Origin of the sequence: Allobosea robiniae (genome assembly GCF_900102525.1) — a bacterium.
GTDB lineage: Bacteria > Pseudomonadota > Alphaproteobacteria > Rhizobiales > Beijerinckiaceae > Allobosea > Allobosea robiniae.
Genome location: NZ_FNBZ01000008.1, coordinates 160,116 through 173,386, shown reverse-complemented (window position 1 = coordinate 173,386; position 13,271 = coordinate 160,116). Strand labels below are relative to the sequence as shown.

Here is a 13,271-nt window from a genome sequence, read left to right as displayed (position 1 = left end):
CTCCTTCGCGGGCGCCGATGGCGCCGCGTCCTGATCCAATTTCATTGGAGACTCCGGGTGGTTTGGTTTTATAATGAAACCGACACGAGCTGTAACGATATTGGTTTTATCATGCAACCGAAAATGCCGCTGCCGGCACGAAGCGGGGAAAGGCTGCGCTGATGGTCGCCCGCAAGAGCCTCAAGGGGGATTATTGTCCGAGCGCGCGGTCTCTCGACGTGATCGGGGACTGGTGGTCGCTCTTGATCGTCCGCGATGCCTTCGACGGAATGACCCGCTTCGGTGAATTCCAGAAGAGTCTCGGGATCGCCAAGAACATCCTGACCGACCGGCTGAAGACGCTCGTCCAAAGCGGCATTCTCGAAGCCGTTCCCATCGGTGACGGCAATGCGCGCCTGGAATATCGCTTGACGACGGTGGGCAAGGACCTCTTCCCCGTGATGGTCGCGCTGCGACAATTCGGCGAGCGCCATCTTTTCGCGCCGGAGGAGGAGCGCTCGCGACTCGTCGAGCGCGAGACCGGCCTGTCGGTGCGCCTGGATGTTCGCACCGAAGACGGCCGCGCGATCGGTCCCGATCAGGCGGTCATCCTGAAAGTGCCCGAGCCGGATTGAACGCCTGACCCGCCTCGCTCCGTCCATGTCGCTGGCCGCAAGCCAAGGCGACGGTTCAGGCTGGTCATCGCGTCGCCCCCCCGACTACACCGATAGGGCAGGGCCGGCGGGCGGAAAGCGCATGAAATGACGGCCGCCTCACGGTTCCCCTGGGCGGTTTCGCCCGTTATGGTCGGATGCCATCTCAAACGATTTAGGCCTAGGGAAACACGGGGAAACGCATGTCTGGGCATAACAAGGTCGCGATCATCACCGGCGCCGGCTCGGGCGTGGGGCGCTCGGTCGCCATCGCCTTCCTGAAGGGCGGCTACCGCACCGTGCTGGCCGGCCGCCGCGCCGATGCGCTGGAGGAGACGATCGCGCTCTCCGGCGCCGACAAGGGCCGCGCGCTCGCGGTGCCGACCGATGTCACCGACAAGGCCTCGGTCGAGAACCTGTTCGCCAGGACCAAGGCCGCTTTCGGCCGCATCGACGTTCTCTTCAACAATGCCGGCGTCAATGCGCCGGGCGGCGTGCTGCTGGAGGACCTTTCGCTGGAGGACTGGCAGAAGGTCGTCGACACCAACCTGACCGGGCCGTTCCTCTGCACCCAAGCCGCCTTCAGGGCGATGAAGGACCAGGAACCGCGCGGCGGGCGCATCATCAATAACGGCTCGATCTCGGCCCATGCGCCGCGGCCGAACTCCGTCGCCTATACCGCGACGAAGCATGCGATCTCGGGCCTGACCAAGACCGCCGCGCTCGACGGGCGCAAATACGACATCGCCGTCGGCCAGGTCGATATCGGCAATGCGCTGACCGAGATGGCGAAGAAGATGACGACCGGCGTGCCTCAGGCGGACGGCTCGGTGAAGGTCGAGCCGGTGATGGATGTCGACCATGTCGCTACGACCGTGCTGCACATGGCCGGCCTGCCGCTGGAGGCGAACGTCCTGTTCGTCACGGTGATGGCGACAAAGGCTCCGCTTGTCGGGCGGGGGTGACGAGCACGCCCTTCGTTAGCCTTCTCCCTTGCCAGTCATCCCGGGCGCAGCGCAGCGTAGACCCGGGATCCATGCCTGAACCTTGCCGATTTCTGTTCCGGCATGGATCCCGGATCGGCGCCGCTGATGCGGCTTGTCCGGGATGACAGGGGTGAGGATGGGCTTAGGGGTGCAGGACGTGGGTGGTCGGGACGAGGTCGACCATGATGATGTTGCGGCGGGCTCGGCACCGAGCGCCGCCGTCGCCCGCGCCTATACGCTCACCATCTGGGCCATTGCGCTCGGCATCCTGATCCAGGCGGTGGCGACCGTCGTCTGGGCGCTCGCCATCGGCAATGCCCAGCTCTTCAAGGACGGCGTCGACTGGGTCTATGACGTCGCGCTCTATGGCATCGCCGCGATCGTCTTCGGCCGCGATGCGCGGATCGAGCGGCTCGCGGCTGTTGCTATCGGGGCGGTCATGGCGGTCGCCGGGCTGCACACGCTCTACGATCTCTGGGACAAGATCGTCCGGCCGCGGCCGATCGAGGTCTGGACGCTCGGCTTAGCCGCCGCGAGCGCCATCGTCATCGCCTTCCTCGTCGTTGCCGCGCTCTGGCGCTTCCGGCGCGAGCAGAACCCGGTGATCAAGGCGACCTGGCTGTCGAGCCGCAACGACACGATCTCGACGACCGGATTCGCGCTGGTCGGGCTCGGCGCCCGCGTCGCGCCGGTGCGCTGGCCGGAATATCTGTTCGATGTCGTCGTCGCCGGCATCTGCTTCCAGGCGACCTGGGCGATCTGGCGCTCGCTGCGGTTATCCCGACAGGACGCGCCAGATAACGCCTAACAGCTCGCTCAGGTGATTTGCGACGAAGACTGCCGTTGGCCAGCGCGCTGTGTAAAGCGCGAGACATAGACAGCCCCGCCAACCTTTGCCACGAAGGCGCTTTCGGCGCCGCAACTGAAAATCGAAATCCCACATGCCGTCTCTCCATGTTTGAGAAGCGGCTTTCGAAGTTCATCAAAGATCGAGGGCGCGCACCGCACAGGCGCATAGGTTGCGCTTTCGATCTGGGATCGCTCTCTCGTTGTGTTGGATTAGGTAGAGGCAATTGTGCGCAACAAGGCGCAGACAGACGCGGCGGGCGGGCTATAAAGGCGGCACGTCTCCTGAGGATGCCGCCGCCATGACGATCGCCGCCAAGCTGCCCTCCATCCTGATCGCCAATCGCGGCGAGATCGCCTGCCGGGTGATCCGCACGGCGAAGCGGCTGGGCCTGCGCACCATCGCCGTCTATTCGGACGCCGATGCCGAGGCGTTGTTCGTCGAGATGGCGGACGAGGCCTACCATATCGGCCCGGCCCCCGCCCGCGAGAGCTATCTCGACGCCGACAAGATTCTCGCCGTGGCGAAGGAAGCGGGCGCTGCCTGCATCCATCCGGGCTATGGTTTCCTCTCCGAGAATGCGGAATTCGCCGAGTCTTGCGCTGCTGCGGGCATCGTCTTCGTTGGCCCACCCGCCTCGGCCATCCGGGCCATGGGCCTGAAGGATGCCGCCAAGGCGCTGGTCGAGAAAGCCGATGTGCCGGTGGTGCCGGGCTATCACGGCGCCGAGCAGGGCGCCGATTTCCTCCGCTCGGAAGCGCGGCGCATCGGCTACCCCGTGCTGATCAAGGCGGTCGCCGGCGGCGGCGGCAAGGGCATGAAGAAGGTCGACCGGCCCGAGGATTTCGACGATGCGCTGACCAGCGCCCAGCGTGAGGGCAAGAACGCCTTCGGCGATGCGCGCGTGCTAGTCGAGAAATACGTGCTCTCGCCGCGCCATGTCGAAATCCAGGTGTTCGGCGACAGCCATGGCAATGTCGTCCACCTCTACGAGCGCGACTGCTCGCTGCAGCGGCGCCACCAGAAGGTGATCGAGGAGGCGCCGGCGCCGGGCATGAGCGCCGAGGTCCGCGCCGCCATGGGCAAGGCCGCGACGGAAGCCGCCAAGGCCGTCGGCTATGTCGGGGCCGGCACGGTCGAGTTCATTGCCGACGGGCGCGACGGGCTGAAGGCCGATGGCTTCTGGTTCATGGAGATGAATACGCGTCTCCAGGTCGAGCATCCGGTGACGGAGGCGATCACCGGGCTCGATCTCGTCGAGTTGCAGTTGAAGGTCGCCGCCGGCGAGCCGCTCGGCTTCACGCAGGCCGATGTCTCGGCCAAGGGCCATGCGGTCGAGGCGCGGCTTTATGCCGAGGACCCCGAGAAAGGCTTCCTGCCTTCGACCGGCAAGCTCTGGGCGCTGCAATTCCCGGAGGGCGAGGGCATCCGCATCGATACCGGCGTCGAGGCCGGCGATACCGTGACGCCGTTCTACGACCCGATGATCGCCAAGGTGATCGCCCACGGGTCTACCAGGGACGAGGCGCTCGACCGGCTGGGCGCGGCTTTGGGCCAGACGGTGGTGGCCGGCCCGCGCACCAATCTCGCCTTCCTGAAGAAGCTGACCGAAGCGGAAGGCTTCCGGAAAGGCCCGTTCGATACCGGCTTCATAGACCGCAATATCAGCGCGCTCGGCGCCGAGCCGCAGCCGCTCGATGCGGCTGCGGTGGCGGCTGCCGCCTTGCACCTCGAGGAGGAGCGGCAGGCGGCGGGCATGATCGCGGCTGCCGGGCGGGCGGAGGGCGAAGCGCGCTCGCCCTGGCTCGATCCCGACGCCTTCTCGCTGATGCCGCGCCAGCCGCTCGGCCTGCCGCTGACGGTCGATGGCGAGCGCATCGAAGCGCGGATCGAATGGCATGGCGACGATGCGCGCGTCAGCCTGCCCGGTCACGAGATCGGCGAAGGCGAGCACGAGATCGCGCTGGCCGAAGGCGAGGGCGGCACCTGGTTCGCGCTGCACCGCGGCCGGCAGACGGCCGTGTCGCTGTTCGATCCGTTCAGTGTCGACCTCGATGCGGCGGCGGGCTCCGGCGGCGTGGTCAAGGCGCCGATGCACGGCAAGCTCGTGGCGCTCTTCGTGGCGCCGGGCGAGGCGGTGACCAAGGGCCAGCGCCTTGCCATCGTCGAGGCGATGAAGATGGAGCATGTCCTGACCGCCCCGCGCGACGGCATTGTCAGCGAGGTCGTGGGCGAGCCGGGCGGGCAGGTGGCCGAGGGCGCGAAGGTGGTTGTGCTGGGGGAATAGCTGAGTCGGCGGAATCGCTTGCTGGCGATTGCTGAGGTTTTGATTCAGGCCGTTTTCGTCATGGTCGGGCTTGTCCCGACCATCCACGCCCTCCTTCATCAAGTGCGGTGGTCAAGACGTGGATGCTCGCCACAAGGGCGAGCATGACGGCACGCTAGTCGGCCAGCGCCGCAGCTGCCTTTGCTAAAATCGTCAGATTGACCTCCGCCAGCGGGTCCTCGTCCTCGAGGAACCAGCTTGCCGACAACCCGCACCAGGCGATGATCCAGCGCAGCAGGCGCTGACGCTCCAGCCCCGACTTCGCCAGCACGATCTCCAGCCGACGCTCGAAGGCGCCCGTCGCGACGGCAACCGGCGGCTCGGGATCGGCGAGGTCGGGGTCGCAGAACAGGATCGTATATTCGAAGGCGCGGTCGCCGATCACCGCTTTCGGATCGATGGCGAGCCAGCCGCGAGCCTCGAAATCGAGGACATTGTCGTGATGCAGGTCGGCATGGAGCGGCAGGATCTCCTGCTGGGCGGGCAGGAGCACGCTCGCTTCCGCCGCAGCGCGGGCGAGCAGGCCGCCGTGCTTCGCCGCCGCCGGAAAGAGGTCCCTGAACCAGGTGTCGAGCGCGATCAGTCCGGCTGGCGCCGGGCCGCGCGGTTTCTGAAGAGCCGCAATGGCGTCGCAGAGGATGGCGGTGGCGTGGTCGTCTCCGGTAGAGCCGCTGCGGGCCATGGCTGCCAGCGAGCGCTTTCCGGTGGCACGCTCGATCAGCATGGCCTCGCCGTTCTCGCTGCGGGCGAGCAGGCGGGCGGCGCCGTCGCCGTTCCAGTATTCCAGCGGCAGGTAGCCGCGCCGCTCGTCCTCGATCTCGGGCAGCTTCAGCATGGCAGGCGCGCTGCCTTGCAGGACGGGCAGCAGGTGGCTGGCATGGGTCCTGATCGGCTCGCCGTCCGGAATGAGACCCCAGCGGATCAGCCAGGGGTCGAAAACCTTCGCGGAGAGGTCGCTCATCCGCGGCCGATCACCGGGAACTGCTCGGCCTCGTAGATCTGGCCGGAGACTGGCGCGCTGTCCTCGGAGAGCCAGAAGGCGGTGTGGGCGGCGATCTCCTCCGGCTGCATGATCCGGCCTGTCGGGGCGTCGCGCAGCGGCAGATGGTTCTGCCAGCCGGGCTTGCGACCCTCGCGCTGCTGGGTCGCGTCCTCGTTGGCGGTCCAGGTCCAGCCGACATTGAGCTGGTTGGCGCGGATGCGTTCGGGGCCGAGCGTATTGGCGAGGTTGCGCGTCATCGTCATCAGTGCGCCCTTCGACATCGAATAGACCGTGAGGTTCGAGAGGCCGCAATAGGCGTTGATCGAGCCGACGGTGACGATCGCACCGGGCGATTTCTGGGCGCGGAAGGCGCGGATGGCAGCCTCGGCGCAAAGCAGGGGCGCGCGGGTGTTGATCGCGAACATATGGTCGAAGAAGGCGGCGGTGGTCTCGGTGAGAATGCCGCGCGGATAGATTCCGGCATTGTTGACGAGCCCGTCGATGCGGCCGAAGGCTGCGATCGTCGCATCGACGACGGCTTGCGCGGTTGCGGGCTCCGCGAGATCGCCGGTCGCGCCGGCGGCCGCGGCGCCGAGCTTGGCGACGGCGGCATCGACTTCGGCGGCGTCGCGGCCGTGGATCAACACTCTGGCGCCCTCAGTGACGAGACGCTCGGCCATCGCGAAGCCGATGCCGGTGGAGGAGCCGGTGACGAGGATGGCCTTGCCTGCTAGTCCGCGCATGGGAAGCGTCCGTGTCTGGTTCGGGAGGTCGGAATGATCGTGAAGCGAATCGTCGCGAACATCGCAACCGCGGAGCCAGGGCTGGCGCAAGCGTTCTATGGCGATCTCTTCGGCCTCACCCTCGCCATGGATCATGGCTGGATTCAGACTTATGCGGCTGAAGTCGTATCGGGCGCGCCGCAATTGAGCTTCGCCAGCGAAGGCGGCTCGGGCGCGCCGGTGCCCGATCTCTCCATCGAGGTCGACGATCTCGATGCGGTGCTCGATCGAGCGCGTGCCGCCGGTCATGCGATCACATATGGTCCGGTCGACGAGCCTTGGGGTGTCCGGCGCTTCTTCCTGCGCGACCCGTTCGGGCGGCTCGTCAACGTGCTGGCCCATCGGGCCTGAGCCGGGCTGTGGAGAAGCGTAGCAGAGACTGGCCTGGCGGCCGGCGCAGGCCTATTTTGAGGTCATGTCCCTTCATCTGCTCAAGCTCTGCGTCGGCGCCGAATCGATCGTTGATCTTGAGGAATGGATCGCTGAACGCCAGGCGCAGCGCCGTGCCCGCGGCGAGCCGGCCGAGCAATTGCACACCACGCGGATGGTGCCGAAGAAGATCGAGGAGATTCTCAGCGGCGGCTCGCTCTACTGGGTGATCAAGGGCCAGATCTCGGCCCGCCAGCGCCTGATGGATATCCGCCCCTTCACCGACGCGGACGGCATCGGCCGCTGCCATCTGGTGATGGAGCCGATCGTGGTGCCGGTCGAGCCGCGGCCGTTCCGCCCCTTCCAGGGCTGGCGCTATCTGCAGGCGAAAGACGCGCCGCGCGATCTCTCCGAGCATGGCGGCGATCTCGGCGAGATGCCGGAAGAGCTGCGGCGCGAGCTGGCGGGGCTGGGATTGTTGTAGCAGGCAGGCCGCGCATCAGCGCGGTTCGGTTGTATCGGATACGGCTGGAGCCGGCGTGGCGAGGTCCCGGGTGCAGCGGGCGAGCAGTTCCGTGCTGCGTGCCAGGAAGTCGGTGACGCCCTGTAACGTCTGGTCGTCGAAGCTCGACCAAAGCGCCTGCATCGCGATCCTGCGCGGCTCATAGGCGGCTTCGATCGGGGCTGTCGCTGCCCGCACGACGCTGATCAGTACCCGCCTCCGATCGGCTGCGTCCCTGCGACGGGTGACATAGCCACGCCGTTCCAGTCGATCGATGAGCGCCGTGACCGAGCCCGAGGTCAGGCCGGTGGCGGCAGCGAGCTCGCCGGCCGTGACGGTTTCGCGCAGGAAGACGAGGTCGAGCACCTCCAGATCAGTCGGGTGCAGCCCGACATGCCTGGCCATGGCGGCGCCGCTGAGCACGCTCTGCGCGCCCATGCGTCTGACGGCCTCACCGAGCTGCCGCAAGAGCGCATCCTTGTCGCGATCCGACATGGCGGTCAGATGCCGGTGCCGTGGAGCGCTGTCCGGAACGCCATGAGCAAGGCTGCCAGCGTCGCGAGATCGAGGGGCATTCGCAGGCGGCTTCGGCTGGTCCAGCGCCGCGCCGCTTCGAGCGATACGTCGTCAGCCCTCGCGCGTTCGAAGGCGAGGGCCTTGGGGATGAAGTCCAGCGCCGACCAGATGCGCATCGCCGCATGGATGGCGAGCGCGGTCAGAAGCCATTGCCGAATGCCGGCTGCCTGCCAGGCCGCCACCAGCGCGGCGATCAGCAGAAGCTCGAACACGGCATGCACCGATATCCAGAAGCGTTTGCGGGACACTCCGCCATGCTGGGGCTGCACCAGAGACGGGCGGTGCGGCCAGGCCGGATCGAGCACGGCGAACTCGTAAAGCCCGCCGCCGATGCCGATCGCCGCTGCCAGGATCGCCATGCCGATAAGCACCTCCATGGGCGTTGCCTCCGTCCTGCGCCGGTCAGTTGAAAGGGTTTTGCCGATACTGTCCTGATTTATCTTGATGATCAAGATAAGTCGGCAAAGGCTCTCCTGCTTCCGCGAGCCGGCGAAGAGTGGCGTTGCCGCCGCTAGACGGGAATATTGTCGAGCAGGCGCGTGCTGCCGATGCGGGCGGCGAGGATCAGGCGGATCGGCCCATCCGCCAGCGAGGCGACGGGTGCCAGCGTCTCAGCATGGCGCGCTTCCAGGTAGTCGAGCTCGAAGCCGGCGGTGATGATCGCGTTCTGGGCCTCCGTGACCGCCTTGAGCAGGTCGTCGCGGTTGCGGAGGCGGGCGGCGAGATCCTGCATCACCTGATGCAGCAGGGGCGCCAATGCCCGGTGCTCCTCCGAGAGATAGCGGTTGCGCGAGGACATGGCGAGGCCGTCGGCCTCGCGGATCGTCGGGAGCGGGATGACGTCGATGCCGAGGTCGAGATCAGCGGCCATGCGGGTCACGACCTTGAGCTGCTGGTAGTCCTTCTCGCCGAAGATCGCATGGTCGGCGCGCGACTGCGTGAAGAGCTTGCAGCAGATCGTCGCGACGCCCTCGAAATGCGTCGGGCGGAAGCGGTCCTCCAGTCCGACGGCAGCGGGTCCCAGAAGCAGGACGCGGGTCGCGAAGCCGGCCGGGTACATTTCCTCGACGGCGGGAAAGAAGACCGCATCGGCACCGGCTGCGACGAGCTTGGCGCAATCGTCGTCGAAGGTGCGCGGGTATTTCTTGAAATCCTCATGCGGGGCGAATTGCGTCGGGTTGACGAAGATCGTGACGATGACGCGCTTCGCATGGCGCTGGCCTTCCGTGACCAGCGCGATATGGCCCTCGTGCAGCGCGCCCATGGTCGGCACCAGCGCGACCTTTTCGCCGGCAGCGTGCCAGCCGGCGACGGCCTCGCGCATCGCGGCAACCGTCTCGAAGATCGTGATTCCAGTCACTCGTGCATCCTCCGTTGGGCGCACGGGTAGCAAATGCGGCCGCCATGGCCAATATCAGGGCCAGGGGATGATTCAGGCGGATCGAAGGGGTCGATGAGCGAGAGGAAGGACCGTGCGGTCGGCAAGGCGGGAGCGACCGCGCCGGCGACGCATTCGCAGCCGGGCGAGATCGACCGTTTCCTCGGTGCGGCGAAGCAGCTTGCGCCGCTGGCGAACGGGCAGGCGGGGCGACTGGTCTTCGCACTCGACGCCACGATGAGCCGCCAGCCGACTTGGGACCTCGCCTGCTCGCTGCAGGCGCGGATGTTCGAGGTCACCTCCAGGACATCGGAATCTGGCGGCGGGCTCGCTGTGCAGCTCGTCTATTTCCGGGGCATCGGCGAATGCCGCGCGTCGGGCTGGGTCGGCGAGCCCGCGCGCTTGACCGGGCTGATGCGCGGTATCGCCTGCGAGGGCGGGCAGACCCAGATCGCCCGCGTGCTGCGCCATGTTCGCGATGAGGCGAAGGCCGTGCCGGTGCGGGCCTTCGTCTATGTCGGCGATGCGATGGAGGAGGATGTCGATGCGCTGGCGGCGCTTGCGGGAGAGCTCGGCCTGCGCGGGATCCGCGGCTTCGTCTTCCAGGAGGGGCATGATCCGGCGGCCAGCGGCGCCTTCGCGACGATCGCGCGATTGACCGGCGGCGCCCATGCCCGCTTCGACGTGAACGCGCCGGGTTCGCTGCTCGACCTCCTGCGCGGTGCGGCGGCCTATGCCGCCGGCGGACGCGAGGCGATGCTGCGGCTCGCCGGCTCGAATACGGCGGTGAAAGGATTGATCGCTGCCATGGATGGAGGCCACCGGTGAGCCTGCTTTACGGCGTTGCCGTGCTGATCCTGGTCTGGTGGCTGGCGAAGTTCTTTGCCGGATCGAATCCCAAGGTGCTGGCGCGGCTGGCGAAGACCGGTGGTGGTGTCGTTGCGCTCGGCGTGGCCGGGCTCCTGATGCTGCGCGGCCGGATGGACATGGCGATCTTCCTCGGCGGTGTCGGCGCCTGGCTGCTCGGCTGGAGCGCGACCGGGCCGGGCGGCATCCGCTTTCCCTGGGCCGATCGGGCCGGCCCGACCGCGGGCGCGACCTCGAAGGTCAACTCCACCCTGCTGGAGATGGAGCTCGACCACGACAGCGGCGGGATGAGTGGCCGCGTCACGGCCGGCCCCTATGCCGGGCGGGTGCTCGACAGCCTGGGCGCGGACGATCTCGCCGCGCTGATGCGCGACTGCCTCACCCGCGATCCGGACGGAGCGCGGCTGCTAGAGGCATATCTCGACCGCCGGTCGCCCGGCTGGCGTGAAGACGCTCAGCGTGACGGAGACGCGGGGCAGGGCGGCGCGCCGGGCGCGGGCGCGATGTCGCAGCAGGAGGCCTACGATATCCTGGGGCTTCAGGCGGGGGCGGGCGAGGAGGCGGTCCGCGAAGCCCACCGGGCCCTGATGAAGCGCATCCACCCGGATGCCGGTGGCACCAGCGGCCTTGCCGCTCGCGTCAACCAGGCCAAGGACGTCCTTATGAAGCAGCGATAGGGACGGGCTCTGGGAGTGGGTCTGCGACATCTCGTGAACTCCTTTCCCTGGTCCTCGTTCAGCTGCGCGTGGCGAAGCAGGAGAAGCCGCCGCGCTTCAGCTTGTTGCAGGCGTTCTGCGCATCCTTCGAGTCGTCGAAGCCGGCGAAACGTGCCCGGAACAGGGTGGAGCCGCCCTTCTCGACCTTCTCGGTGAAGGGCGAGGCGCTGGCGAGCGAGGCCGAGGCCTTTGCCTTGGCACGAGCCAGGATTTCCTTGGCCTTGCCCTCGTCATCGGTGGCGCCGAGCTGGATCACCCATTTACCGGAGGCGATGACGGCGGCCTGGTGCGACAGGACCGGTGCCGGCTCCGGAGCCTGCATCCTGGCGGGGGCCGCTTCAGCCTTGCGGGCAACCGGGGCCTCGGCCTTGGCTTCGGCGATCTTGACCGGCTCGGCGACCGGCTCGGGCACCTTGGCGATCGAGGAGGTGACGTCGACATTCGCCGGCGGGCGCAGGACCTTCGCGTCGGCCGGCTGGGCACCGATCGACCAGCGCATGGCGGACGGCGTCGTCGTGGCAGCGACGGGGCGCATGCCGGAGATCTGCAGCGGCCTGCCACCGGCGACCGCGATCGGGCGCGGCGGCGCGATCGGCGTGGTGGTCGGCATCGGGGCATAGGCGCGGGCGGCGGCCGGGAGGGCCTGCGGCTCTTCAGCCTGCTGGCGCGGGCGCGGCACCGGGATCGGCGCCGGCTCGGCGGCGGCCTGCTGGATGGGAAGCGAGCGCGGCCGCTCTTCCGGCGCCGGAGCCTCGGCGACCATCACCGAGGCGCGGCCGCTGGTCGAGGCGCGGGGCAGGCTGGCAAGCACGAGATCGGTCATGATCTTGTCGCGCGAGGCGCCGGACCGACCGCCGAGCACGACCGAGACGACGTGCCGGCCTTCCGACCTGGCCGAAGTCATCAGGTTGAAGCCGGAGGCGCGGGTGTAGCCGGTCTTGATGCCGTCGACGCCCTCGACCTTGCCGAGCAGACGGTTATGGCCGCGGATGGTGCGGCTGCCGTACTGGAACGCCCGCATCGAGAAGAGCGGGTAGTATTTCGGGAAGCGTTCCTGGATGGCGCGGGCGAGGATCGTGAGGTCGCGCGCCGTCGTGATGTTCGGCGGGGAATGGGGCAGGCCGTGCGGGTTGTAGAAGCGGGTGGAGCCCATGCCGAGCGAGCGGGCCTTGCGCGTCATCTGGTCGGCGAAAGCCTCTTCGGAACCGGCGATGTTCTCTGCGACGACGACCGAGGAATCGTTGGCGGAAAGCGTGATCATGCTCTTGATCGCGTCCTCGACCGCGATGGTCGAGCCGGCGCGCAGGCCGAGCTTGGTCGGCGGCTGCGAGGCCGCATAGGACGAGACCTTGAGCTCGGAATCCATGGTGAAGCGGCCGCGCTCCATCTGCTCGAACAGCATGTAGAGCGTCATGACCTTGGTCAGCGAGGCCGGAATGCGGGCGGCATCCTCGTTGACCGCATGCAGCGTGCGGCCGGTCTTCGCGTCGACCACCATCGCGGCATAAGGAGGGGTATAGCCGCCGCCTGCGTGACGGCGCTTGCGCGCCTCCGCAGGAGAGGACACGATCGTGGCCGCAATGGCGGCGACACCGACCAGACCCGCAACGGTTCGCAGACGCGACCGCCGCAACCCAACGCAACCAGACAACATGAACCCGCCTCGAACTCGCAACCATGGGCCGATCCCGCGCCTGGCTCATCGTGGCGCAGGGGACACAGTTGGAGAGGTTAGGCGGATGCGGTTACGGAGCCGTTAAAACTTGAACGGTTGCTAACGGAACGATCTGCGTTTGGTGCATTGCAGCGTTCTCTTGACATTCATGCTGCAATGCACAATATGCGGTCAGTCCCCGGTGGTGATCACGGTCACACGACCTTGGGGCGACATATCGGGCCGATCCGGCCTATCACCTGAGGCGGCACCGCAGAGTGCCGAGGAGACGACCCATGATCCAGCAGTTCGAGACCATCCAGAAGGCTTCCAAGGACAACGTCGACGCCGCCCTGAAGGCTTTCGGCGCCACCTCGAAGGGCGTCCAGACGATCGCCGTCGAGACCACCGACTATGCCAAGAAGTCCTTCGAGGCCGGCACCGCCACGCTCGAGAAGCTCGCTGGCGTGAAGACCTTCGACAAGGCCCTCGAGATCCAGGCCGATTTCGTCAAGACCTCGTTCGAGGGCGCCGTTGCCCAGCTCACCAAGATGGGCGAGCTCTACACCGCTCTCGCCAAGGACGCCTACAAGCCGTTCGAAGGCATCGTCTCGAAGGCCGTCCCGGCCGCTTCGAAGGCGTGATTTCAGCCGG

At 67.3% G+C, this 13,271-nt stretch carries 15 protein-coding genes; 9 read left to right on the top strand and 6 right to left on the bottom strand.

Going from position 1 to position 13,271, the window contains the following annotated elements; all coding sequences use genetic code 11:
- The first annotated feature begins 161 nt into the window (after positions 1-161).
- The 4 genes from BLQ70_RS21545 (at position 162) to BLQ70_RS21530 (ending at position 4,752) form a co-directional block, all read left to right on the top strand.
- On the top strand, positions 162-614 hold the full coding sequence (locus BLQ70_RS21545) for a winged helix-turn-helix transcriptional regulator (protein ID WP_091861210.1): 453 nt from the start codon (positions 162-164) through the stop codon (positions 612-614).
- Positions 615-835: 221 nt separating this feature from the next.
- On the top strand, positions 836-1,597 hold the full coding sequence (locus BLQ70_RS21540) for an SDR family oxidoreductase (protein ID WP_091861207.1): 762 nt from the start codon (positions 836-838) through the stop codon (positions 1,595-1,597).
- Positions 1,598-1,766: 169 nt separating this feature from the next.
- Positions 1,767-2,426 carry a cation efflux transmembrane domain-containing protein gene (locus BLQ70_RS21535; RefSeq protein WP_170843494.1) on the top strand — a complete coding sequence of 220 codons (660 nt, stop codon included), beginning with the start codon at positions 1,767-1,769 and terminating at the stop codon, positions 2,424-2,426.
- A gap of 340 nt (positions 2,427-2,766) precedes the next feature.
- Entirely contained in the window at positions 2,767-4,752 is a 1,986-nt protein-coding gene (locus BLQ70_RS21530; RefSeq protein ID WP_091861202.1) for an acetyl/propionyl/methylcrotonyl-CoA carboxylase subunit alpha, read from the top strand.
- 154 nt (positions 4,753-4,906) lie between these two features.
- Here BLQ70_RS21530 and BLQ70_RS21525 read toward each other — a convergent pair whose 3' ends face one another.
- Together BLQ70_RS21525 and BLQ70_RS21520 are read right to left on the bottom strand one after the other, a co-directional pair.
- On the bottom strand, positions 4,907-5,752 hold the full coding sequence (locus tag BLQ70_RS21525) for an aminoglycoside phosphotransferase family protein (RefSeq protein ID WP_091861199.1): 846 nt from the start codon (positions 5,750-5,752) through the stop codon (positions 4,907-4,909).
- The gene (locus BLQ70_RS21520; RefSeq protein ID WP_091861196.1) at positions 5,749-6,516 is read right to left on the bottom strand and encodes an SDR family oxidoreductase; all 768 of its coding nucleotides are present in this window, start codon (positions 6,514-6,516) and stop codon (positions 5,749-5,751) included. Before BLQ70_RS21520 ends, BLQ70_RS21525 begins: the two co-directional genes overlap by 4 nt.
- Before the next feature lie 33 nt (positions 6,517-6,549).
- Here BLQ70_RS21520 and BLQ70_RS21515 point away from each other — a divergent pair, with 33 nt between their 5' ends.
- Together BLQ70_RS21515 and BLQ70_RS21510 are read left to right on the top strand one after the other, a co-directional pair.
- Positions 6,550-6,906, top strand: coding sequence for a VOC family protein (locus BLQ70_RS21515; RefSeq protein WP_091861193.1), 357 nt, complete (start codon positions 6,550-6,552; stop codon positions 6,904-6,906).
- A 64-nt stretch (positions 6,907-6,970) separates the two neighbouring features.
- Positions 6,971-7,408 (top strand): DUF1489 family protein, encoded by a 438-nt coding sequence (locus tag BLQ70_RS21510; protein WP_061967442.1) that lies wholly within the window; start codon positions 6,971-6,973, stop codon positions 7,406-7,408.
- Between the two features lie 15 nt (positions 7,409-7,423).
- Here the strand turns inward: BLQ70_RS21510 and BLQ70_RS21505 are convergent, their stop codons facing one another.
- The 3 genes from BLQ70_RS21505 to panC all read right to left on the bottom strand — a co-directional run bounded on the left by BLQ70_RS21505 (position 7,424) and on the right by panC (position 9,362).
- On the bottom strand, positions 7,424-7,921 hold the full coding sequence (locus tag BLQ70_RS21505) for a MarR family winged helix-turn-helix transcriptional regulator (protein WP_091861190.1): 498 nt from the start codon (positions 7,919-7,921) through the stop codon (positions 7,424-7,426).
- Between the two features lie 5 nt (positions 7,922-7,926).
- Positions 7,927-8,379 carry a hypothetical protein gene (locus BLQ70_RS21500; RefSeq protein ID WP_091861187.1) on the bottom strand — a complete coding sequence of 151 codons (453 nt, stop codon included), beginning with the start codon at positions 8,377-8,379 and terminating at the stop codon, positions 7,927-7,929.
- 134 nt (positions 8,380-8,513) lie between these two features.
- Positions 8,514-9,362, bottom strand: coding sequence for a pantoate--beta-alanine ligase (panC, locus tag BLQ70_RS21495; RefSeq protein ID WP_425284623.1), 849 nt, complete (start codon positions 9,360-9,362; stop codon positions 8,514-8,516).
- Between the two features lie 93 nt (positions 9,363-9,455).
- Here panC and BLQ70_RS21490 point away from each other — a divergent pair, with 93 nt between their 5' ends.
- Both BLQ70_RS21490 and BLQ70_RS21485 read left to right on the top strand, forming a co-directional pair.
- Positions 9,456-10,208, top strand: coding sequence for a VWA domain-containing protein (locus BLQ70_RS21490; RefSeq protein WP_244512117.1), 753 nt, complete (start codon positions 9,456-9,458; stop codon positions 10,206-10,208).
- On the top strand, positions 10,205-10,924 hold the full coding sequence (locus BLQ70_RS21485; protein ID WP_091861184.1) for a J domain-containing protein: 720 nt from the start codon (positions 10,205-10,207) through the stop codon (positions 10,922-10,924). The genes BLQ70_RS21490 and BLQ70_RS21485 overlap by 4 nt, the downstream gene beginning before the upstream one ends.
- Before the next feature lie 58 nt (positions 10,925-10,982).
- Here BLQ70_RS21485 and BLQ70_RS21480 read toward each other — a convergent pair whose 3' ends face one another.
- On the bottom strand, positions 10,983-12,530 hold the full coding sequence (locus BLQ70_RS21480) for a D-alanyl-D-alanine carboxypeptidase (RefSeq protein WP_244512116.1): 1,548 nt from the start codon (positions 12,528-12,530) through the stop codon (positions 10,983-10,985).
- 383 nt (positions 12,531-12,913) lie between these two features.
- Here BLQ70_RS21480 and BLQ70_RS21475 point away from each other — a divergent pair, with 383 nt between their 5' ends.
- Positions 12,914-13,261, top strand: coding sequence for a phasin family protein (locus tag BLQ70_RS21475; protein WP_061967455.1), 348 nt, complete (start codon positions 12,914-12,916; stop codon positions 13,259-13,261).
- Positions 13,262-13,271: the final 10 nt, after the last annotated feature.

Bases quoted from the DNA above. Each gene is read 5' to 3' on its own strand.
- BLQ70_RS21505 (WP_091861190.1), bottom strand. From the start codon at position 7,921: ATGTCGGATCGCGACAAGGATGCGCTCTTGCGGCAGCTCGGTGAGGCC.
- BLQ70_RS21475 (WP_061967455.1), top strand. From the start codon at position 12,914: ATGATCCAGCAGTTCGAGACCATCCAGAAGGCTTCCAAGGACAACGTC.
- BLQ70_RS21515 (WP_091861193.1), top strand. From the start codon at position 6,550: ATGATCGTGAAGCGAATCGTCGCGAACATCGCAACCGCGGAGCCAGGG.
- BLQ70_RS21545 (WP_091861210.1), top strand. From the start codon at position 162: ATGGTCGCCCGCAAGAGCCTCAAGGGGGATTATTGTCCGAGCGCGCGG.
- BLQ70_RS21510 (WP_061967442.1), top strand. From the start codon at position 6,971: ATGTCCCTTCATCTGCTCAAGCTCTGCGTCGGCGCCGAATCGATCGTT.
- BLQ70_RS21500 (WP_091861187.1), bottom strand. From the start codon at position 8,379: ATGGAGGTGCTTATCGGCATGGCGATCCTGGCAGCGGCGATCGGCATC.
- BLQ70_RS21530 (WP_091861202.1), top strand. From the start codon at position 2,767: ATGACGATCGCCGCCAAGCTGCCCTCCATCCTGATCGCCAATCGCGGC.
- BLQ70_RS21520 (WP_091861196.1), bottom strand. From the start codon at position 6,516: ATGCGCGGACTAGCAGGCAAGGCCATCCTCGTCACCGGCTCCTCCACC.
- BLQ70_RS21525 (WP_091861199.1), bottom strand. From the start codon at position 5,752: ATGAGCGACCTCTCCGCGAAGGTTTTCGACCCCTGGCTGATCCGCTGG.
- BLQ70_RS21540 (WP_091861207.1), top strand. From the start codon at position 836: ATGTCTGGGCATAACAAGGTCGCGATCATCACCGGCGCCGGCTCGGGC.
- BLQ70_RS21490 (WP_244512117.1), top strand. From the start codon at position 9,456: ATGAGCGAGAGGAAGGACCGTGCGGTCGGCAAGGCGGGAGCGACCGCG.